General features: G+C 61.0%; 26 protein-coding genes and 1 pseudogene. 8 read left to right on the forward strand and 19 right to left on the reverse strand.

The genetic code is table 11. From position 1 onward, the window contains the following. Nucleotides 1–145: 145 nt before the first annotated feature. The 8 genes from C1I89_RS21925 to C1I89_RS21965 form a co-directional block, all read right to left on the reverse strand. Nucleotides 146–745 carry a S26 family signal peptidase gene (locus C1I89_RS21925; RefSeq protein WP_028240158.1) on the reverse strand — a complete coding sequence of 200 codons (600 nt, stop codon included), beginning with the start codon at nt 743–745 and terminating at the stop codon, nt 146–148. Next, a complete protein-coding gene (locus C1I89_RS21930) occupies nt 742–1,299 on the reverse strand; it encodes a DUF2840 domain-containing protein (protein ID WP_015476696.1) in 558 nt (185 codons plus the stop codon). The genes C1I89_RS21925 and C1I89_RS21930 overlap by 4 nt, the downstream gene beginning before the upstream one ends. Then, nucleotides 1,296–1,559, reverse strand: a complete 264-nt coding sequence (locus C1I89_RS21935) for a hypothetical protein (protein WP_023094609.1) — start codon at nt 1,557–1,559, stop codon at nt 1,296–1,298. Before C1I89_RS21935 ends, C1I89_RS21930 begins: the two co-directional genes overlap by 4 nt. Then, a complete protein-coding gene (gene parA / locus C1I89_RS21940) occupies nt 1,556–2,194 on the reverse strand; it encodes a ParA family partition ATPase (RefSeq protein ID WP_015476698.1) in 639 nt (212 codons plus the stop codon). Before parA ends, C1I89_RS21935 begins: the two co-directional genes overlap by 4 nt. A 241-nt stretch (nt 2,195–2,435) precedes the next feature. Then, nucleotides 2,436–3,293: a replication initiator protein A gene (locus tag C1I89_RS21950; protein ID WP_156867395.1), complete on the reverse strand. Its 858-nt coding sequence runs from the start codon at nt 3,291–3,293 to the stop codon at nt 2,436–2,438. A gap of 26 nt (nt 3,294–3,319) precedes the next feature. Then, a complete protein-coding gene (locus tag C1I89_RS21955) occupies nt 3,320–3,604 on the reverse strand; it encodes a helix-turn-helix transcriptional regulator (RefSeq protein WP_026069907.1) in 285 nt (94 codons plus the stop codon). A gap of 75 nt (nt 3,605–3,679) precedes the next feature. Next, nucleotides 3,680–4,477, reverse strand: a complete 798-nt coding sequence (locus tag C1I89_RS21960) for a DUF2285 domain-containing protein (protein WP_028240160.1) — start codon at nt 4,475–4,477, stop codon at nt 3,680–3,682. 335 nt (nt 4,478–4,812) lie between these two features. Beyond that, a complete protein-coding gene (locus C1I89_RS21965; RefSeq protein ID WP_015476702.1) occupies nt 4,813–5,163 on the reverse strand; it encodes a DUF2958 domain-containing protein in 351 nt (116 codons plus the stop codon). A gap of 318 nt (nt 5,164–5,481) precedes the next feature. Between C1I89_RS21965 and C1I89_RS21975 the strand changes: the two genes are divergently transcribed. Further along, entirely contained in the window at nt 5,482–5,775 is a 294-nt protein-coding gene (locus C1I89_RS21975) for a helix-turn-helix domain-containing protein (RefSeq protein WP_015476703.1), read from the forward strand. Nucleotides 5,776–5,845: 70 nt separating this feature from the next. Here C1I89_RS21975 and C1I89_RS21980 read toward each other — a convergent pair whose 3' ends face one another. From C1I89_RS21980 to C1I89_RS22000, 4 genes are all read right to left on the reverse strand, one after another. After that, nucleotides 5,846–6,160: a DUF736 domain-containing protein gene (locus tag C1I89_RS21980; protein WP_014646114.1), complete on the reverse strand. Its 315-nt coding sequence runs from the start codon at nt 6,158–6,160 to the stop codon at nt 5,846–5,848. Between the two features lie 758 nt (nt 6,161–6,918). Further along, nucleotides 6,919–7,128 (reverse strand): hypothetical protein, encoded by a 210-nt coding sequence (locus C1I89_RS21990; RefSeq protein ID WP_028240162.1) that lies wholly within the window; start codon nt 7,126–7,128, stop codon nt 6,919–6,921. Between the two features lie 61 nt (nt 7,129–7,189). Beyond that, a complete protein-coding gene (locus C1I89_RS21995; protein WP_028240163.1) occupies nt 7,190–9,253 on the reverse strand; it encodes a ParB/RepB/Spo0J family partition protein in 2,064 nt (687 codons plus the stop codon). A gap of 79 nt (nt 9,254–9,332) precedes the next feature. Next, complete coding sequence (locus C1I89_RS22000) at nt 9,333–10,160, reverse strand: DUF932 domain-containing protein (protein ID WP_028240164.1); 828 nt, start codon at nt 10,158–10,160, stop codon at nt 9,333–9,335. Between the two features lie 625 nt (nt 10,161–10,785). Between C1I89_RS22000 and C1I89_RS22005 the strand changes: the two genes are divergently transcribed. The 7 genes from C1I89_RS22005 to C1I89_RS34140 all read left to right on the forward strand — a co-directional run bounded on the left by C1I89_RS22005 (nt 10,786) and on the right by C1I89_RS34140 (nt 16,182). Next, entirely contained in the window at nt 10,786–11,160 is a 375-nt protein-coding gene (locus C1I89_RS22005; protein WP_102774629.1) for a TIR domain-containing protein, read from the forward strand. A gap of 33 nt (nt 11,161–11,193) precedes the next feature. Continuing rightward, entirely contained in the window at nt 11,194–12,159 is a 966-nt protein-coding gene (locus C1I89_RS22010; RefSeq protein WP_102770808.1) for an IS5 family transposase, read from the forward strand. Between the two features lie 408 nt (nt 12,160–12,567). After that, nucleotides 12,568–13,170 (forward strand): TIR domain-containing protein, encoded by a 603-nt coding sequence (locus C1I89_RS22015; protein ID WP_033041352.1) that lies wholly within the window; start codon nt 12,568–12,570, stop codon nt 13,168–13,170. 14 nt (nt 13,171–13,184) lie between these two features. Continuing rightward, the gene (locus tag C1I89_RS22020; RefSeq protein ID WP_158407679.1) at nt 13,185–14,354 is read left to right on the forward strand and encodes a toll/interleukin-1 receptor domain-containing protein; all 1,170 of its coding nucleotides are present in this window, start codon (nt 13,185–13,187) and stop codon (nt 14,352–14,354) included. Beyond that, nucleotides 14,351–14,629, forward strand: a complete 279-nt coding sequence (locus C1I89_RS34135) for a hypothetical protein (RefSeq protein WP_146196925.1) — start codon at nt 14,351–14,353, stop codon at nt 14,627–14,629. The genes C1I89_RS22020 and C1I89_RS34135 overlap by 4 nt, the downstream gene beginning before the upstream one ends. A gap of 49 nt (nt 14,630–14,678) precedes the next feature. Further along, nucleotides 14,679–15,847 (forward strand): IS3 family transposase gene (locus C1I89_RS22025; protein WP_102770881.1). Its coding sequence is split into 2 segments (ribosomal slippage): nt 14,679–14,943 and nt 14,943–15,847, totalling 1,170 coding nucleotides; the frame shifts between segments, so codons are not numbered across the junction. Between the two features lie 47 nt (nt 15,848–15,894). Then, the gene (locus C1I89_RS34140) at nt 15,895–16,182 is read left to right on the forward strand and encodes a hypothetical protein (protein WP_258231516.1); all 288 of its coding nucleotides are present in this window, start codon (nt 15,895–15,897) and stop codon (nt 16,180–16,182) included. 82 nt (nt 16,183–16,264) lie between these two features. Here the strand turns inward: C1I89_RS34140 and C1I89_RS22030 are convergent. The 7 genes and pseudogenes from C1I89_RS22030 to C1I89_RS22060 form a co-directional block, all read right to left on the reverse strand. Continuing rightward, a pseudogene (locus tag C1I89_RS22030) lies at nt 16,265–16,378 on the reverse strand (JAB domain-containing protein); the annotation flags it as partial. Nucleotides 16,379–16,438: 60 nt separating this feature from the next. Further along, nucleotides 16,439–17,101 carry a uracil-DNA glycosylase gene (locus C1I89_RS22035; protein WP_071534888.1) on the reverse strand — a complete coding sequence of 221 codons (663 nt, stop codon included), beginning with the start codon at nt 17,099–17,101 and terminating at the stop codon, nt 16,439–16,441. 2 nt (nt 17,102–17,103) lie between these two features. Continuing rightward, nucleotides 17,104–18,234 (reverse strand): nucleoside triphosphate pyrophosphohydrolase family protein, encoded by a 1,131-nt coding sequence (locus C1I89_RS22040; protein WP_028240166.1) that lies wholly within the window; start codon nt 18,232–18,234, stop codon nt 17,104–17,106. A gap of 3 nt (nt 18,235–18,237) precedes the next feature. Then, nucleotides 18,238–18,864, reverse strand: coding sequence for a hypothetical protein (locus C1I89_RS22045; protein ID WP_033045760.1), 627 nt, complete (start codon nt 18,862–18,864; stop codon nt 18,238–18,240). Then, nucleotides 18,864–19,331 (reverse strand): TIR domain-containing protein, encoded by a 468-nt coding sequence (locus tag C1I89_RS22050; protein WP_028240167.1) that lies wholly within the window; start codon nt 19,329–19,331, stop codon nt 18,864–18,866. The genes C1I89_RS22045 and C1I89_RS22050 overlap by 1 nt, the downstream gene beginning before the upstream one ends. A gap of 79 nt (nt 19,332–19,410) precedes the next feature. Continuing rightward, nucleotides 19,411–19,713 (reverse strand): helix-turn-helix domain-containing protein, encoded by a 303-nt coding sequence (locus tag C1I89_RS22055; RefSeq protein WP_028240168.1) that lies wholly within the window; start codon nt 19,711–19,713, stop codon nt 19,411–19,413. After that, nucleotides 19,697–20,080 carry a type II toxin-antitoxin system RelE/ParE family toxin gene (locus tag C1I89_RS22060; protein WP_028240169.1) on the reverse strand — a complete coding sequence of 128 codons (384 nt, stop codon included), beginning with the start codon at nt 20,078–20,080 and terminating at the stop codon, nt 19,697–19,699. The genes C1I89_RS22055 and C1I89_RS22060 overlap by 17 nt, the downstream gene beginning before the upstream one ends. Nucleotides 20,081–20,082: the final 2 nt, after the last annotated feature.

Here is a 20,082-nt window from a genome sequence, read left to right on the forward strand (position 1 = left end):
ACGCTGGACGGCTGCGCCGGATGTTGCGCGAGGCGCGGCGCGAATGCGCCCGCGCTGCACGCGCGACGACACGGCGGCAGCCACTGGAACGACATGCTCGATGGCACGACGAGAGGCACGGCAACGTGCAGCGAATCGACGGCCATCATGGGCGTGTCTCCAGCCAGACCGGGTGCGCGACGCCGATCACGGCGGATGCGCTGACCGGGCCGAAATAGCGGCTGTCGAACGATGCCGGATTGGTCACGCTCAACAGGAACAGCTCGCCCGGTTCGAGGCGGCGGCAAAGCTGCAAGGATGGCAGCGGCCGGCCCAGCCGGTCGGCAGGCAGCGAGGCGGCCGCAGGCACGCCGTCGATGCGTACCTGCCCGGCGACCATGCAAACGTGTTGCGGCGCGACCGCGCCCACACGTTTGAGCAGCGGAACGCGGGTCGGCAGGTAGCCGCGCTGCGCAGCCAGCATGGCGGCCCTGTCGGGCAGCGGCACCAGCACGATGCTGTCCACGGACAACGGACGTGGCAGCGAGGCGGTGCGCGGGTCGAACGGTTCGATGCGATACCAGCCGACCGCCACGCTGTCGGACGGGTTGTAGGTCAGACGCGGCAGCGGCGACACGAAAGCCGCCCAGGCCAGCGCAGCGAGGCCGACGGCAGCGAAGCCCGCCAGCACGATGCGAACGCGCAGGCGCGAGCGAGGATGCGGCGCGGCTTCGTGCGTGCATGTGGTGTTGGATTGGGTCGTCATGGCAGCGCCTTTCCGGCCAGCCAGGCGGCGTGCCGCTCGGCGGTGTATTCGGGCAGCGCCAGGCGGGCCGCCAGACGGTTGCCCAGCGTGCGCCAGTACGCGGGCGACACGTCGATGGCGGCGATGCCTTGCCCTTCGATGCCGTCGATGCGTTCCAGCACGGCAGGCACCGCGTTTTCGCCTTCGGCGTGCAGCAGCAGGCGTGCGCCCGGCCGCACGCCGGGGATGCGCTGCATGTCGTCCAGCGGCGTTGCGGCTTGCATCACCATGAGTTGCCAGCGGATCGTGCCGTAGTCGTTTGCTTCCCAGCGCACGCGGCAGAACATTGCACGCGGCAGGAACACCGCGCAGCGCCGCCAGCGGTCGAGCCGCAGCGTGCGCGCCGGCTCGCCGAAGCGCAGGTAGAGCTTGAAGCGCGGTTCGATGTAGGCGAGCGATACGCGAGTCAGCGGCACGCTGCCAGCTTGGTCGGCGAGCGTCGAAAGCGAAGGCGGCGGCGCAGCAGCCGGTGCAGCCGTCGCCGCATGAGCGGCAGGCAAGGCGGATCCGTTCATGGCAGGTTCTCCGGGCGCTTGTCGGGAAACTCCCGCTCCAGCAGGCCGCGCAGCAGTTCGGCCACGGTCACGCCCTGGCCGAAGGCGGCGATCTTGATGCGCGCGCGCAGCGCAGGCGTCACGTCGAGCGTCAGGCGTGCGGTGTAGAGGTCGCCTTTGTTGAGTGCATCGGCATCGCCCTGGCGAATCCACGCCTCGGCGTGCGGATTCGCGGGCGGACGTGCGCCGATGCCGACGCGCTTGCTGCGCGGGCTGCTCATGTCGGCCACCGCAGCAGTTCATCGGTGAGCACGGCAATCTCGCGTGCGGCGGCGCTGTCGGGCGCGGTTTCGCGGGCGAGCCGGCCAGCGGCCACGCTGTCGGCGAAGACGATGCGCTGGCGCACTTCGCTGTGCAGCGCCGGCAGCGGCTGTTCGGCCAGCGATTGCCGTGCTTCCCTGCCGATGATGGTGGTACTGACGCGCCGATTGATGACGAAGGCCGCGCGCAGCGCAGGCCGGAACACCTGTGCCTCGCGGATCAGCGCCACCATCTCGGCGCTGGCCCAAAGGTCATACGGGCTGGGCTGCACGGGAATCAGCACGCGCTCGGCCGCCAGCAGCGCGGAACGCGCCAGGGCGGCGATGCGCGGCGGGCCGTCGATGATGATGTGATCGGCGCGGCGGGCCAGCTCCGGCGCTTCCTGATGCAGCGTTTCGCGGGCGAGGCCCACGGCGCTGAACAGCCGTGGCAAGCCCTGCTGGCTTCTGCGCTGCGTCCAGTCCAGCGAAGAACCCTGCGGGTCGGCGTCCAGCAGGATGACGTGCAGCCCGCGCATCGCCAGCTCGCCCGCGATGTGGGTAGCGAGTGTGGTCTTGCCGACGCCGCCTTTCTGGTTGAGAAACGCGAAGATCATGGCGCGGCCCTCCCTGCTGGAAAGCCGGCCTGGCCGTGCCGTTTCGTGGTTGTCCACCGAAACGACGCGTTTCTACTAAAAGTTAGAGATTTATAGTTAGGTAAGTTAGAGGGGTCGCAAACCCGCGCCGTTACTGGCTTTGCGGCGTTTTCGTACTCCTGATAGCACGATAGGCGTACTCCCGATAGCACGATACCCGGCACTCCTGATAGCACGAGGCCGTCCACAGCTTTTCCCGCAGTTATCCCCGTGCCGTGAACGGCACGGGCCGGAAGGTCAGCAGTTCCAGCTTCTCGTCCGGCATCGACTCGATGCCCAGGACGTAGCCGGGCAGCGACTGCCGCGCGACCAGCACGCGCAGGTCGTAGGCGAAGTCCGAGAAGCGCGCCGCGCTGCCGGACTTGCGGTGCAGATGCCGGAAGTCGAATTGCCAGCCGTGTTCCTGCCGCCCGCCGTGCTTGCGCACCAGGCGATACAGCCAGCGTTCGATGCCACCTTTCAAGCGGAAATAGGCCGGGTCGATGGTCAACACCAGGGCGGCATCGAGCACGCCGGCATAGAACCAGTCCGGCAGGATCAGCTCGATGCCCAGCGGCGTGCCGCTGGCGTCGGCCAGCTCGCGCCATTCGTTCACCCACGAAAAGCGGTGCAAGCGCCTCCCGGTGGTTTCGCGGATGGAAGTCGCCACGCTGGTCGATTGCAGCCGGTCGAGCGCGGCTTTCAGGCGCTGGTAGTCGTTCAAGGACGTGCCGCGCCCGATGAAGCGCAGGATTTCGTAGGGCGTGGCGTGTATCCAGCGCGACGGGCGAATGCCTGCGTCGCGCGCCTCCACGATCTGCGAGGCCGCCCAAATCAACACGTCGGCATCCCATATCGTGGCGATGCCGTGCTCGGCCGTGCCTTCCACGCGGATGGTGATGTTCCCGCTGCGGAAGTCGATCGGCGCCGTGCGCCGCGACTTCGCCAGCGAGAAGAACGGAAAGGCCATCAAGTCCTGGCTGTCGCGCGGCGCCATGCCGTCGCCCGGCAGCGCGCGGAACAGGTCGAGCTGTTCCCGCTGCTGCGATCGCTGCCCCGACGGCAGCGATGGGCTGGACATGACGATGGCCACCGGCGAGCCGACGATCAGCGGCCATCACGGTAGTCGCCCGCGTGACGCTCGGCATATTCCGGGTCGGACGTGGCCTCGTAGCTGCGCTGGTCGGCCCAGGCATCGAGGTCGGCCACCGCGTACATGACGCGGCGGCCGAACTTGCGGAACTTCGGGCCGCCGCCGATCACGCGCTGTTTCTCCAGCGTGCGCGGCGACAGACGCAGGTATTCGGCGGCTTCGTCGTTGGTCAGGTAGCGTTGGGGCTGCACGGGCGCAGCGACAGCAGCGGCGGCAGGCCGCAAGGGAGCGGGTCGCATGGGATGTACCTCCATCAAGCCCGGCCACACCACGCGGCCGGATAGAGGCACTTTCAAGAAAGCAAGGCTTCCTGCTCAGGGACGTTTTGCAGGGGATGCAGCGCGTCCCTGTGCAACGGGCGGAAGCTGTGCCAGGCGGCGATAGCCGCCGCGCATCAGCGCATCGCCCCGGTGCACCAGTCGCCGCACGCGGGCGCGCAAGGCGCTATCGGCGTACCAGTCGGCGGCGACAGCATCGACGCCGAACAGCCCTTCGGCCACGTCGCGCAGGGACGCGCCCGCGAGGGTGCCGTCGAGCGCCTGGAGCGTGTTCAACTCCAGCAGCGCAGCGGGTGCCGGCCGCGACCGTGCCGTTCCCGCTGGCGCTGCATCGCCAGCGGCGGCCAGCTTGTCCAGTTCGGCCGCCAGCGCCTGATAGCGTCCGCAGGATGCGGCGCAGGCGCGAATGGCATAGGCGTAAGCCATGCCGTCGGCCAGGCCGGGAGCGATCACCAGCCGCAGGCAGCAGCCCAGCCAGCGTGTCAGCAGCACCAGGCGCTTGCCGTCGTGGATCAGGTGCTTCTGGCCGGGAAGGCACCAGAACGCGAAAGCCACCGCGTCGGGCGGCGGGTCGGCGTCCGGGTAGAGCTGCACTACCGCATCGTGATCGGGGAACCAGGCCGGGTGCGCGTCGCGCGCATCCAGGGCGGGATCTTCCAGCAGGCGCAGTCCCCAGCGCGCGGCGGCCTCTGGCCGGCGGCGGCGGCGCAGCCAGTCGCGGCGGTAGTCGGGGTGGCGACGCAGGTATTCCCACGCCAGCGCGGGGCCGTCGAGGTGCAGCATGTAGAGATACGCGGCGGTCGGATACCAGTGTTCGGCGCTCGGGTCAGCCATGACGCAGCCTCCTGTCATTCAGCAGGAACGTCGCCACGGATTCCGCTGTGCGGGAGCTATCGAGTCGCCATCAAGTCGTCATCGAAATCGGGGTACTCTGTAACTGCGGTGTCAAGACCGATTGGCTCCAGGGCATTGCGGAAATCGTCTGAATGCGACGGTTGCGCGCCACAAAAATGGTGCGCAGCATGGAGCACCGTGCAGCAGCCCGCGCCATAGATCATGACTGTTTGCATCAGAAGCGCACCGCTTCGGTGCAAGAGTGCGGATTCAGACCAATCAGGTCTTGGGTAAGACTGAAATAGTCAGAATGCGCCGTCGTTGGCTGGGACTGCTCAGTCGGTGATCGAACCGTTTTCCTCGGCCAGCCGCAGGTACTCCGACAGCCGCCGCACGGGCTGGAAGTAGCGATCGCGCATCACAGGTTGCTTGTGCGGCCCGACGATGGACGCCAGATCGGACAGCTTCACATGGCCCAGGCCGGGCATGCCTATTCCCAGGTCGATCAGCCCCCATGCCGTATCGCCATCGGCCGGGTCGAGCGCGGCCAGCAGCCAGGTGGCGTGCGCGTCGGGGGTGAACAGTCGCACCGCCGGCATTGGGTCGATGCTTCGGCCAGCGGCGCGTGCCGCGCCGACGGCGAGCAGTTGCGCCCGCTGTTCAGCGGTGACGAGCGGCTGGGTCATGGCCCGAATCCCCACGCATCCGAGGATGCACGGATACGATTTTCCACCGAAGCGCGGAACCGCCGAAGCGGATGCGTGCTTTGGCGGGAAAGCACGAAGGCGCAAGCCATCGAATCCGTACATGCACGGAAACGCGGAAGCGGAATTGCGCAGGCCAGGAAAGACACAGATGCGGTTCCCAGATTCTGTCGGAATCCGCCCATGCGGATTTCTGCAAAGGCACGAATACGGAAATCAACGACACCAAATGCGCACTATAGTTTGTAGCCCTATAGTGCGCAATCGGCTGTCATCTTGGTTTTCTAAGGAAAACCATAGGTGGCGGCGAAAGACTCATTGGCGACAGCAATACGGACGGTCAGGAAAGCGCGCGGCTTGAGCCAGGAAGCGTTCTCCGACGTGTCCAGCCGTACCTACCTGAGTTTGCTGGAGCGCGACCTGAAGAGCCCGACCATGCACAAGCTGACCGAGCTGTGCGAGGTCATGGACGTGCATCCGCTCACGTTGCTGACGCTGGCCTATGCCGGCGACAGCACGCGCAGGGCCGATCAGCTTCTGGCGCAGGTGCGCCAGGAGCTGGAGGCGGTGTTGAAGGAACGCGACACGCCGTAGGCGCGTGCGTGACGTGCTGCGCCAGCAGCACGGCGCCCCGCCGCAATGGACGGGGCGCGGTGGGCGGCCGTCAGGCTGCCTTGGGCTTGCTGCGCGACCAGATCAGGTCGTGCGTGCCGTCCTCGTTCTCGATCAGGCGGGCATAGACCGTCGCCGGGAACGAAGGGTCGTCGATGCTCACGGACAGGTACTCGCGCCCGGCCTCACTGGTCTTCTTCCACGCCGCGCCGATCTCGTGGCCGGCCGCCTGAAGGTGGAAGTCGGGGGCGTTCTCGCTGTCGCCCTTGTCGTTGGGAACCAGCTTGACCTTGACGTTCAGGGTCAGGGTGCGGAGCTGGCCGGTGAAGCCGTCTTTCTCTGCGGTGAAGGTGCCGATGTTAGCCATGATGTTTCTCCTTTCGGGTTGAACAAGGTCGCGCCAGTGCGTCCTTGTTGTGATCCGGCCGGCGGGGGATGGGCTGGCCGCACCGCGCAGCGGTCGCAACACCGTGGAGAACCTGGAAGCGAAAAGAATTTGCCGCGCGAGGAAGCCGCGCAGCGGCGGGGAAATTGTTTTCGCTGGAAGGTTGCGGCCATGAAGCCCAAGGCGTAGCCGTTCCCTCGCCAGGATTCACGACAAGCCAAGGACGCACGGGCCGCCCGCCCCCGAAAGGAGACATGGCCGACTCGGCATCCCCGCGTGACGGCTGCACCGGCTTGCGCCCTGACGCGAACCAGGTCAAAGCCCCGACGACAAGGCCAGAGCGCCCCTGCCGCAGCGCGCGACCACATGCTTGAGGCGTGGTGTGGATGCTCCATAGCGAGGCCGGGTGGCGTGTCGGTGAATCGCCCTTCGTGACGTACAGGCGCGAATCGCCAGCGTCGGGGACGGCACGCTATCGCACAACCTGCCGCAGCAAGCCGGGGCGTAGCCCTACAAGCCCCGCCCATTGCGGCGGGGCGCCATCGAAACCTTGCCCGCGCCAGCGGGCACCGATGGACGTGTCGCGTGCAAGGCACTTGCACGTCCGCCCCGTTGCCGCCTGGACGAAGGCGGCAACGGGGCGATTTTGACTTCGACGTTGGAACCGGGCGCGGCCACCGACGCCCCGGATTTTTGACCACCGGCCCCAAGGCGGAACGGCTTGGGGCCGGTGCTGCTCGTTATTCCTTGGTTTCGACAATCCACCACGCGGCACGCGGCAAGGTGTGGCCGGTAATGGGATGTAGGTCGGTCAGGTCGGCGCGGGCCGTCCAGCCACGCGGCGGACGGTAGCCGCGCACGTCGCCATCGCCGTGCCAGCGGCGGGCGCGTACCGTACCGGGGGCATAGATCGCCGCCATGCGCGGGCGGTCCGTGGTGTTGCGGCTCATGATAGGAATCCTTGGCGTGAAGCGCCCCGGCCGGAACCGGGGCGCTATCTGCGGTGCAGGATCACGCGGCCAGTGCCTCGGCCTGCGGCAGCTCATCCGCCACGGCGGCGACTTCCTCCGGCGCTTCGGCGCCCGCATCCACTGCCACGGCCTGCGCGTCCTGTTGCGGGCTTTCGGTGCGGAAGATGGCGGGCATCCAGCCCGTACCATCGGCCAGCCGTTCCGCTTCGCTGGCAATGTCGGCCTTCTTCAACTTCGCCAGCCGTGCAGCGTGCGACGGTGCGAACTCGCCCACGGCTTCCAGAATCGCGGCCTTCGGCACATGCTGGAAATACCCGTCTGCGGTGGGCTGCCACCATGCGGCCATGTCCAGCCCCACAGCCTGCGCCAGTTCCGCGCCCGGCTGGTGCGCAGTGGCGCGAGGCGTCACCACGTCCACGGTCGCCGCTACGCATACCGCCAGCAGCCGCACCAGTTCGCCTTGCTCCATCGCCAGCAGCGCGACGAACAGTTCGGCGCTGTCCTGCGGCAGCGCTTCGCCCGCGACCTGCTGCAACTCGCGCTGGGCGACGGCGGCGGGCGACTCGGGCCAGTCGGGGGCCATGCCTTCCAGCCGGTCTTGCACTTTCAGGCTCACGCCCAGCGGCAAGTCGTGGCCGTAGTGGTTGTCCTGCAAGACGCTCTGCACCATGCCATGCACCAGCGCGGCCAGCGCGACTTGCGGATGCCGGGCGACTTCGATTTGCAGCGCGGCGGTGCGGTGCGCGCTCAACCGCTGCGCCAGCCGGTCGGACAGGCTCGCGGCCTTGGGCTGCTCGGTGTCCTCGCCTTCGTCGTCGTTCCCGGCCTCGCCTTCCGCGCTGCCGAAACCCTGCCGCAAGCGTTCCAGCGTGCGCAGCGCCTTGGCTTCTGCCTCGCGCAGCAGCCCGCGATGAATCACGGCTTCGCCGCTGCGGTCGAGGGTGACGATGGCGCCGGCCACGGCGCGCACATCCGGGGCGTAGCCCTGCAAGGCTTCCTCCACGGCTTGCAGTTCCCCGGCAACCTGTTCGCGGCGCGGTTCCAGCGCTTCGGTCTTGTCCTCGTCCTCGGCGTCGTAGGCTTCTTCCAGTTCGGTGTCGATCTTGTCGAGGCGGGTTTGCAGCGAGGCGATGCGGCGGGCTTCGCGGGCGCTCGGTTCGCGGCGCTGGCGCGGTGCGTTCTGGAACGCCTGCCGCTCGGCGTAGCTCATGTGCGGCACGGCTTCGACCCACGCCCAACCCTCGGCGCGCACGTCCCCAGCCAGCGCATCCAGCTTGCCGCGCACCAGCGTTTCCAGCAGCGTGGCGTCGGTCAGGTAGGTTCCGGCATCGCCTTCCGCGAACAGGTCGCGGCGGATGCCGCCGCCCGCCGCCGTGTAGGCGTCCAGCCCGGCGAAGCGCACCAGCGGATGCGTGGCGTCGATTTCGCGTTCGGTCAGGCGTTCGCGCAGCGCGGACGCGCCACGCTGCCATTCTGGCGCACCGTAGAACGCGCTTTCCTGCGCGGCGTGGTCGTCGGTGATGGTCAGGGCCATCAACTGTTCCAGGGTGACGGCTCCGGCGCGGTAGTCGGCCAGCAGGCGCGGCGAGACGTTGGCGAGTTTGAGACGGCGCTGCACCACCAGCGGGGTCACGCCGAAGTCGGCGGCAATGTCTTCGATGGGGCGGCCTTCCTTGACCAGTGCGGCGAACGCCTCGAACTGGTCGGCCGGGTGCATCTGCTCGCGCAGCAGGTTTTCCGCGAGGCTGACGGTACGGGCCGAAGCATCGGGCACCAGCAGGCACGCCACTTCGTAGTCGGCAGGGATGCGCTTCTTCTTCGCCAGCAGCTTCAACGCGGTCAGTCGGCGGTCGCCGGCCACCACTTCGTACTGCTCGCCATCGGCGGCGAGGATGACGACGAGATTTTGCAGCAGGCCGATGCGGGCGATGCTCGCGGCCAGTTCGGGAATGGACAGGCGCGGGGTCTTGCGTGCGTTGCGCTTGGAGCGGCGCGGCAGCAACTGCGAGAGTGGAACCAAAATCAGGTTCTTGCTCGGGTCGGCCACTTCCAGCGGCGCGGCAGTTTCGATGGCGCGGGTTTCGGTTTGGGTAACGGCGTTCATGGTGATAACTCCTTGCGGTTAGGGATGCAGCAGCGAGAGAAGCGGCAAGGGCTGCTGCCTGCCCCTGCCGCGTGGGGGTTCAGGCTTTCAACTGGCGCATGCCATCGGCCAGCAGCCAAAGCGCACGGTTGAGGCGGATGTTCTGGTCGATGCCCTGTACCGGGCGGGTTTGCTGGCGGCGTCCGTTGGCGCTGCGCCCGCGCAGGCCGCCTTGGGTCAGGTTCTCTTGCGTGCGGTTGAACACGCTCCACAAGTCCGGGCGGCGGTCATCAAAGCGGCGCGGCATCAGGATTTGCGATTCCGTGATGGGCGCGGGCTTGTCGGGGTCGTCGTACTTGAGGGCCAGCGCGGCGCGGGCGAACACTTCGGATTCGCCATCGTTCAAGGTGATGGCGCGCATGGAATCGCGGGATTCCTGCACGCGGTCGAAGCCGCGCAAGACTTCGTAAGCGCCTTCGATGACGGAACCGGCCACGTCGCCTTTGTGGGGCACGCGCACGTCCGCCACCGTGTCGCCGCAGACAAGGCCATTGCTGCACACGAACCGGAACATTCCGGCCAGCATCTGATAGCTGCTCGTGCCGTCATGCGAGTTCAGCAGCACGATTTCGTTAGCCTCCGCGCCGTTGATCTGGCTGGCGTGGCGCAGGCGCAGCATGTGTTTGGTGTAGTCGCGGCGGTCGTCGTGGCGCACGCGGGTTTGCGCTGCCATGAAGGGTTCAAACCCTTCCTTGCGTAGTTCCGCCAGCACGGCGGCGGTGGGGATATAGGCGTACCGTTCGGAACGGCTTTCGTGCGGCGCGTCCGCGAAGATGGACGGGGCCACACGGCGGATTTGGTCATCGGACAGCGGGTAATCGCTGCGCAGCGACGGGGAACGGGAAGCGAATCGGGATGCGAGTTGCATTGCATTTCTCCTGACGAAAAGGGTTTGCTGTTCAAACCGCACACCGGATTCCTAGATTCGGAGCCCAGCCTTTCGGCTGTTCGGTGCGGTCGGCACGAGGAACCCGGTTGGCCCTGTTGCCACCGTCTTTCCTGAGTTCATCGCCCGCGGCCAAAGGAGCGCGCGGACGGGGGCCGTCAAGGAGACAAGCGCAGGGTTGGTGCGGCCCGCAGGCGCAGCCGAGGACACGGCCCTGCGCGCCTTGACGGCACACGGGAGCGGGCTACGGTCGCGGGTAAGGTGATGAAGTCAGGGGAGACGGCTGGACAAGGCAACGGCCATCCCTTTGTGCTGACCGCACGCAAGCGAAGCGCGCAGGCCCGAAGCTGGAAGCCGGGCCGGAGGCGTCAGGGATGTGGAAGGCTGGCGAATGCCAGTCCCGTCAGGGATGAGCGAATAGCGAACCTGGAGCAGCGCGGTCCGCGAAGCGGAGACGCAGGCGCACACTTTCAGCTATCATTTGTAAGGAAATTTACAAGAAAGTATTTCAAGCCAGCGATTAATTACGACTTCAGTTAAATAACTATCGCAATCCTCAATTCGAGATTTGCTTCATCGAAGCACCAACGACAAATGGAGATAAGTCATGGCGAATAAATGCTTTCTGAGCTTTCACTATAAACAGGATAGTTGGCGCGTGTCGCAAGTTCGGCAAATCGGAGCTATCGAAAAACAGCCTCTACTGGATTCGAACAAATGGGAAGAAATCAAGAAAGCAGGCGATGATGCCATCAAAAAATGGATCGCCGACAACATGAAAGGCAAAGAATGCCTTGTCGTACTTGTGGGCGAGAAGACTGCCAGCCGCCGCTGGGTCAAACACGAGATAAAGAAAGCCTGGAAGGACGGGCTGGGTGTACTCGCCATCCATGTCCACAATCTGAAAGACTCAGACGGAAATCAGTCGTCGAAAGGATCTAAGGAACCTCTGAACAAGTCCAACGAACCTGTCAGAATATAAGTTATTGAAAACAGTCCGATCCGAGTGAACCCGATGAGCCAGTTGAGTTTTTCCGAAGCCGAGTACGTTGGCAAACGCAAGAAAACGCGCCGTGAGAAGTTTCTGGCCAAGATGGAGCGTGCGGTGCCGTGGAAGCTCTTTGCCGATCTGGTCGATCCGCATTACCCCAAACCGGGCATCGGTCGTCCACCGTATCCGCTGGAAACGATGCTGCGCATCTACTTCATGCAACTGTGGTTTTCGCTGTCGGACCCGGCCATGGAAGAGACGCTGTACGACAGCTTTTCGATGCGCCAGTTTGCCAAACTGCCTGGAGGTCGTGTGCCGGACGAGACCACCATTTTGAACTTCCGTCATCTGCTCGAGCAGCACAACATTGCCGACCAAGCGCTTGAGGCGGTCAACCTGCTGTTGCAGGATCAAGGCATTCAGGTGCGCAAAGGCACCATTGTGGACGCCACAATTATCGATGCACCCAGCTCGACCAAGAACGCCAGCGGCACGCGGGACCCCGAGATGCATCAGACCAAAAAGGGAAACCAGTGGCACTTTGGGATGAAGGCCCACATTGGGGTTGATCTTCACAGCGGGCTGGTCCACACGGTGGTGGGCACCGCTGCCAATGAGCATGATGTTACTCAGGCGGCTGCGTTGCTGCATGGTGAAGAAACGTTGGCTTTTGGCGATGCCGGTTATCAAGGCGTAGACAAACGACCCGAGCACCAAGGGCGTGACGTAACCTGGCACATTGCCATGCGCCCCGGCAAACGGCGCGCCTTGGGTAACAGCGCAATTGATCGTTTGACGCAAAACATTGAGCGGGCCAAATCCAGTCTTCGAGCCAAGGTTGAGCATCCGTTTCGTGTCATCAAATGCCAATTCGGGTTTCGTAAAGTCAGATTCCGTGGACTGGCCAAGAACACTGCGCATTTGAAAATGTTGTTTACGCTGTCCAATATCTGGATGGCACGCCGCCCGTTGACGGCGGTGGCAGGGTAAGTGCGCCCAAAAAGCGCCAACAGGCCCGAAAACGGGCCTGATCGGGGTGCAAACAACCCGAAAGTGGCGATGATTTGAGCAGTTTTTAACCATTTTTGAATACTTTGGTCATGAGGTCGATTTTTGGATGTTTGAAATCGAGTTCTTCAGACCTTCCCTAATCCGTTTACAGGCCTCACCGTTGATGGAGAAGCTGTCACGGGTAAAGTCTACGATCCGCCATACACCACCAGCACCAATGTGTATGACTACATCAAGTCGAATATTGAAACTTGGGTCAGCGACGCTATAAAGGCACGATGAACCGGCAATATCTGAATTGCATCCTGCGAGGTGTCGTTTGCTGTGGAGGATGCGGGTCACCTACATCCAAATTTGCCTGGGTTTAGTGTAATAGATGGAGTCAAAATGCCACGCAGAACATTCTTTTCTTTTCACTATGAGCCTGATGTATGGCGCGCCTGGAATGTCCGCAACAGTTGGGTTGTGAAGGAATCCGATGAGGAAAGCCGGGGCTTCTTTGACAGCAGCGTGTTTGAGGCATCGAAAAAAGAGAGTGACGATGCACTAAAGACTTTTCTCCGCAAGGGGTTGGAGAATACTTCGGTAACTTGTGTCCTTGCTGGAACCCATACATGGTCACGGCGATGGGTGCGCTACGAAATTGCTCGCAGTGTTATCAAGGGAAACGGCTTGCTAACCGTTTTCATTCACGGTGTCCAGAATAAAGACAAAGCGACATCTACAAAGGGTGCTGATCCATTGGCGCAGATGGGACTTTATAGAACCGATCGCGGCATATATCTCGCCGAGTGGAAGGACGGAAAGTGGGTGGCCTACGCAGATTACACGCTTGCGATTCCTGAGGGTGATCTGTGGTTCACAGCACCAAAAACGAATAGCGTAGTCCAACTGTCAAATCACTGCCTGAGTTACGATTTCATAGGCCAGGATGGCAGGAAAAATATTGGCGGATGGATTGAAACTGCTGCGGGAATGGCTGGCCGATGAGCGAGAACTCAAGCATGAGATCACCCTACCAGCTTATCCTGCTGGGTGCGGTCCATGGGCATGACACTCGCCTCCGCCGTAGCGTTGATCTGGCGCTTCAGGGGCTCGGGATTCCGAGCAACGCAATTACGTTTCTCAGCGATGCCAACGCCTCTAACCGCAGCTTAAAATCGCCGGTGATGGCAGTATTTTTCGGCTCGTCGGAAAGCACTGCCGATACCGCACTTGTGACGGAGTTGATTGATGACTCGATCGTTATCGCTCCGGTCGTTTCGGATTTGTCCCAGGTTCATGCAGAAATTCCGCCGCAGCTCAGACATGTCAATGCTATTGTATTGGGCACCAACGATGAAGGCATCACCCGCCTCGTTACGCTAGTCCTTGAGACATTTAGGCTGTTGCGACGTGAGCGACGACTTTTCATCAGTTACAAACGAACAGGGTCTCAGCCGCTGGCCGATCGGTTGTACGATGCGCTCGATGCTCGTGGCTTTGACGTTTTCATCGACGTGAGGTCAGTGCCTCCAGCCGCAGATTTCCAATCACAACTCTGGCACAGGATGTCGGATTCCGATGTCGTGGTGCTGATCGACACACCTGGCTTCAGAGAAGGTCGTTGGACGGCTGAAGAATTGGCGCGCGCAAACGCGACCAATGTGCAAATCTTGCACCTACTATGGCCGGGGCAAAAGGAAGACCCTGCATCGTCCTTCAGCCACTTCATGAAGCTTAGGCGTCGGGACTTCTTTGGATTTATTCCAATGCGGGGGCGTTGGGCCACGAAGGGATTGGTGACGAGAATTTGCGACGAGGTCGAACGGCTACGCGCACCAGCAATTGCCGCCCGCCACCGATATTTGGTCGATAACTTTTGCGACGCCGCCCGCGACGAGGGACTTGATCCAAGTGTTCAGATTGAAGGCTGGATTTCTCTCAAAACCGAGTCCAATCGAACGCTGGCGATCGTACCGGCAGTGGGAATACCAACCGCTGATCGCATCAACGAAGTGTTCGAAGCCATTACCAACCCCACTGTTGAGACGAGAGAAATATGGGTGATTTACGACAATAGAGGTGTACTGAGAACGTGGCTCTCTCACCTAGATTGGCTTGACTCGTATTTGCCGATCCGGGCCGTGCAAATGTCGAAGGCGCCACAACTTCTGAAGGAGCTCACCGCATGATAGATATATTTCTATCTGCCAGCGTGCCTTTGCCTGATCGCAATCGGGTATTTTTCGACACCGCCGATGTTCTTGCTATACGGGAAGCAATCAAGGCTTTGGTTGAAGTAGTGTTGCCGATTGGACGAATCACGTGCGGCGGCCATCCGGCGATAACGCCGCTATTGGCTCTCTTTTCCCGCGAGGCAAACCTTGACCGCAACAGGGTGGCGATTTACCAAAGTAAGCTTTTTGAGGGTCGATTGCCTCCTGAGCTAGCGTGGTCTGCCCCCTGAAAAGTGGTCCTCCCTGAAGTAGGCTATTGAGCCGTAGGAGGACGTTGGAATGCCCCAGAAGAAGCACAAACCCGAAGAGATCGTGGCGAAGCTGCGCCAAGTCGATGTTCTGTTGTCGCAAGGTCGTTCTGTCGGAGAAGCGGTCCGTTTGATCGGCGTGACGCAGTTTACGTATTACCGGTGGCGCAAGGAGTTCGGTGGCCTGAAGGGTGACCAGGTGAAGCGGCTGAAGGAGCTCGAGAAAGAGAATGACCGGCTGCGCAAGGCGGTCTCGGACCTGACACTCGAGAAGCTGATCCTGAAAGAGGCTGCTTCGGGAAACTTCTGAGCCCCGCTCGCCGTCGCCGTTGCGTCGATCGTGTCATGGCGAAGTTCTCCGTCTCGGAGCGGTTTGCCTGCAAGGTTCTCGGCCAGCATCGTTCGACCCAGCGCAAAAAGCCGCAAGGCCGGCCCGATGAAGAGGCGTTGACCTCCGACATCATCCGGCTCGCTTCCCGCTATGGCCGTTATGGCTATCGCAGGATCACGGCGATGCTGCGGTCTGAAGGCTGGACGGTGAACGCCAAGCGTGTCGAACGGATCTGGCGGCGGGAGGGGCTGAAGGTTCCCCAGAAGCAACCGAAGAAGGGGCGGCTCTGGTTGAATGACGGATCGTGCATCCGGCTTCGACCCGAGCATCCAAACCATGTCTGGTCCTATGACTTCGTCGAGGGTCGGACCCACGATGGCAGGAGATTCCGCATGCTCAACATCATCGACGAGTTCACCAGGGAATGCCTTGCAATCCGCATCGATCGCAAGCTCAACTCGACCGACGTCATCGACGCCCTGTCGGACCTGTTCATCCTGCGTGGTGTGCCCGGCCATGTCCGTTCCGACAACGGCCCGGAGTTCATCGCCAAGGCTGTACGGGAGTGGATCGTAGCCGTCGGCGCAAAGACAGCGTTCATCGAACCTGGAAGCCCTTGGGAGAACGGCTACTGCGAGAGCTTCAACTCGAAGCTCCGCGACGAACTGCTCGACGGTGAGATCTTCTACAGCCTCGCCGAGGCCAAGATCATCATCGAAGCCTGGCGGCGGTACTACAACACCGAGAGGCCACACTCGTCGCTTGGATACAAGCCACCGGCACCCGAGGCCATCATCTGGCCTGCGCCAGCAAGCGGAGCAGCACCGTCATCTGCCCAGGCAATAGCCCCAAGGCCGATCATGAACTAAGATTGAAACCGGACCACCCTATGGGGTCAGGCCACGTCGACGTGCATATGGTGCCAGCGGTTGATGGCAACAGAGAAGCCAGTTTGACGGCCATGAGGCAAGCAATGATCGAAAGCCGCCGTTTCAGCGCAGCGGTGTTCGTCGGCGGCATGGAGGGGATCTATGAGGAGCATAAATTGTTCGTCGAACACCATCCCAAAGCTACAGTGCTCCCGCTTTCAACAACAGGGGCCGCCGCCAAAATAATTTATCAACAGGGAGAATATGATCCAATTTTTTCACGCGACCGAACCTATTCCAGCTTATTTCGTCGAAAGCTTCTGCCTGTGGATTAGCCGGGAAATTTTGCAGTAACTGCGTTCAGTAAGCTTGATGGAGCGAATAAAAAAATGGGGCCGCCTGTGCAGCCCCCTCGGTTCACAATAGCCCTCGCTCTGCAAATGAAGTTGTTTCCTGCCCGGCCACAACGACGTGATCCAGTGTGCGCACCTCCACCAGCGTCAGAGCCTCTTTCAGTCGCTGCATCAGTGAAAACCTGGCGAGTTGGATAGAAGGGGCGGTATCCGCTCGCTAAAATGCTGGAGCAATTCGTCAGAACAGCGATCCAGTCTTCATTGGATGTCCATACAGTTCAGAGATTTGCCCTTGAAACTGCGTCTGTCCGCCATAGCTCGGATGCCTCACGCAGATAACAGGCACGCTATCCGTGATTCGATGAGCGGCTGCGGCAGCATCGTTGCCGATGGCGACGATGCGCGAGGGACGAAGCAGAACGATGAGCTGTTGTAGTAGCTCTTCGCCGGCTCGCCTTTCACGGGCGTTGTGTTGCCGGTTGGTGAACGGATCCCCTGATTCATGAGGGTGAAGTGGGAAAACATTCCAGAGAAAGATGCGAGCATCAATGTGCTCTAGCATTCCCCATATAACCGCAGCGGTTCGCTCGGCTACGGCATTGCCGACTGTGGGCCGTTCTGGAGCCAGATCGACATTCCAACGTTTGGCATGTTGGCTCATGTGAACATCGTCAGTCAGGGCCAACCCAGTTCGGCGGCCTCCGCGATACCCCAAATCTCGACCGATCCAAATCGCATCTACAGGCTCCTCTGAAGCGCGACGCAATAATGCGGAAAGTGCGGCGGCGCGGCGGCGGGGCGCGTCTCGACGATCATGAACTTCACAGCGATCAGAATAAGGATTGAAGCAGTCCTCAAATTGCAGCGAGGAAACTGATTCAACAAAGGGGTGGATTTTCATTCTTAAGACTCAAGCGGCATATATTGTAGGGTGCGTTCTTTTCGGTTGCCGATGATCCAGCCGCCTTGATTTTTCTTGATTTGACGGAATACGGAATATCCGTCCATGATGGCTTTTTCCCAAAGCTTTAGCGGGCACTTCTCAACCTCATAGCCACTCACAAACTCTTCAATGGTTTTGAGAATCCCAAGGGAAACCTTTTCTTGATTCTCAAAATAGTTTAATTCCTTGGCTCTAGAGAAAATCCATGCCGTAAGCCCTTCCTCAACGACGATTGCCCGGCCGCTGTCTTGCTCTTCATCATATTTGGACTGGCTCTTTCGCTTGTGCTTGATCAATGCCCGTATTACAGGTGACCAATGCAAGATGGCTGCATATGCAAAATGGAAAACATCATGAAATCGGTAGCCATCTCGGTCAGCGATGTTGTCGGTCAGGGGATCACCTATGAATACGCCATTCCATTGGAGATAGCTTTTGCCGCTACCGCGTTGATTGACTCGGATCTTGAACTCTCTAGGGAGCTGCTCTTCTATTCCAAACTCGCTATCGAAATCAAGGCCAATCAGGTCAACCGCCTGTGGCTCCAAGAATGCACCCCTAGCTTTCCGGAGGTTCCCCCGCGCTACGTCCGAGAACGCCAACTCTGCGGCATGGATTGCATCGAGATAGGCTCGCGCGAAGGTGACCACGTCATTGCGCGCAGGCCCACTTCCCAGCAGAGCTGCGGCCGCCTGCCCCAAGCGTACCAAGGTAATGTCCAACGACGCAGGGGCCGCCACAGGCATGGCGATGTAAGCGAATGCACCTTCGGCTATGTCGCTTGCTGCCCCTATGTTCTTGAAGTTCCCGTGATTCGCCGCCTCGGCAAAGATATCTTCAAGTGGAGCTTGCATGCGCCGGCAGATCGCAGCCAAATACCAAAGCGTATCACCGAATTCTTCTTCCGCCGCCCTTCTGAAACCAGGGTACGCAGATTTTTCCCGGACATGTTTTTTGACAGTAGACATTATTCCACCGACTTCCCCATAAAGCCCTTGAAGGACAGGATTGAAATCGGTTGGACTGAGTACATCCGTAGCTGCAATTTCCGAAGCGTAGTCCGAAAGCAGCAGAGAACCTTCCTTGTGCATCGGTTACCTCCGAAGCGTCAGCCATTCGAATGGAGCGCCCTGATATCCATTCAGCCCAAAGCTACGAACCCATTGCTCTAGGTTCGCAATCAGTTTTGGATCGTCAAAAGTAGTTAGACCTATTCCTGTTTTGCATAGAGACCGGCCTTGCTGGTCTTTTAGCTCTTCCGGGAACTCCGGCCCCTCTCCTCCGAAGTACACGAAGTCATTGCTGATGAGAACCCTGTTTACACCCGTGTCGCGAGTGACGTGATCAGGATTAAGTGAACCATCGGGGCGAGAGTGAAAGGAATCTCGTTGCTGCCAGACGGCCGCTGGTGCGGCTCTGAAGTAGATATTGTCCCCGCAACTTTGCTTCCGACTACCGTTGCGATAGGGCTTTTTAGATTCAAACCGTGGATCTGCCCCATATTCATCAAATGTCATCGTTTCGGTGACTTGCATCGCATAAACCAGATACCCGCCTCGCCGAACACTTCGATCATTGCTGCCACTGCCTACCACCCAATCACCGATGTCAGCGCCCTTGCGGATATTTGGCTTGCAGGTTGCAAGCGTGCAGTATTCGTAAAAGGGATTGGGTGCGAAACCACTGTCGTACCGCACCACGTAGGAGTGGACACGTGCCATCAGCAGGGATGCCTTTTCAGAGGAACCGGATCACAGGCGCCACCGTCGGGTTTTTCCCATGTATCTTTTCCGTTGATCGCATCAATGATTGAGTCACCATTCCAGCCGACCAAGGCATCGGCGTATTCTTTCAGTGCCTCAGGAATGTCGCATTCCTTCTCACCATGCTCCCAGATGCCAACAATACGTTTGCCTTGCTTGGCTGCATATTCGATTTCCCAGGTCACCCAGTCGCTATCTTTCGTCTGGGGTGAGACGTAGCAAATAAATACGCCCGCCCAGTTTATCGCTGGGGCCAGAATCTGCGTCTTGATGTAATGCTCATCCGTGGCGTTGTTGAACTTTCCTGTATGGATGGAGGAGTCCCTTACATCCATCCCTTTCGGAGCCAGCAGATCTTTGAGCTTTTGGAGCCCATGATCGTCCTTATGGACATGGCTGATAAACACGTTCCTTTTCTCTGCCATCTGTCACCTCCATCGACGTTTTGATAGCGTAAAAGATCGTAACTGAAATTAGGTGGTTATGGCAGAAAACGCAGATCAATCAAAGGATCGCCCGGAGCCCCTTGTCGGCGATGATGTTGAGCAGCTTCAGCGCCGGGCCAGCGGGTCGGGTTTCACCTTGCTCCCACTTGCGCACGGTCGAGGCCGAGGTGTGCAGGTGATGCGCGAACACCGGCTGGCTGAATTTCAGCGTCTCCCGTAGGCGCCTAATGTCCTCGGCGCCAAACTCCCGCACTGGCGGCGGGCAGATCGCGTCGAACTCGCGCATCGTCACCTTGCTGATCGCACCCACTTCATGAAGCGTGGCCAGGTCGTCACGCAGGGATTCAATGATCTTGCTCACAATGCACCTCCAATAACACGCCCGACTGCAACGCCTTCGATAACGTTTCCCCGGACAGTTGCAAGAACGCTTTGCCGGCGAATTGCAGCGCCTTCTTCTCGTCCTGCGTGATGTTCGCCTTGTCGTTCTTCGGGAACCCATGCAGGAACACGTAGCGGCTGCCGATCCTGGCCGATACCAGTGTGCGGTAGCCGCCGCTTTTACCACCACCGGGGCGGGCCACCCGCTTCTTGTAGAGGGAGCCGCCCAAGTCCGCGTCGATCAGACCGCTTTCCATCTCCTGAACCGCCTTGCACAACGCGGCATCGGACAGCTTCTCGCCCGACTGCCAGCGTGCAAAGTCCTTGCGCTTGAGGATGACCGTCATTT

This window comes from Achromobacter pulmonis, from assembly GCF_002885955.2.
In the GTDB taxonomy this organism is placed as follows: domain Bacteria; phylum Pseudomonadota; class Gammaproteobacteria; order Burkholderiales; family Burkholderiaceae_B; genus Achromobacter; species Achromobacter pulmonis_A.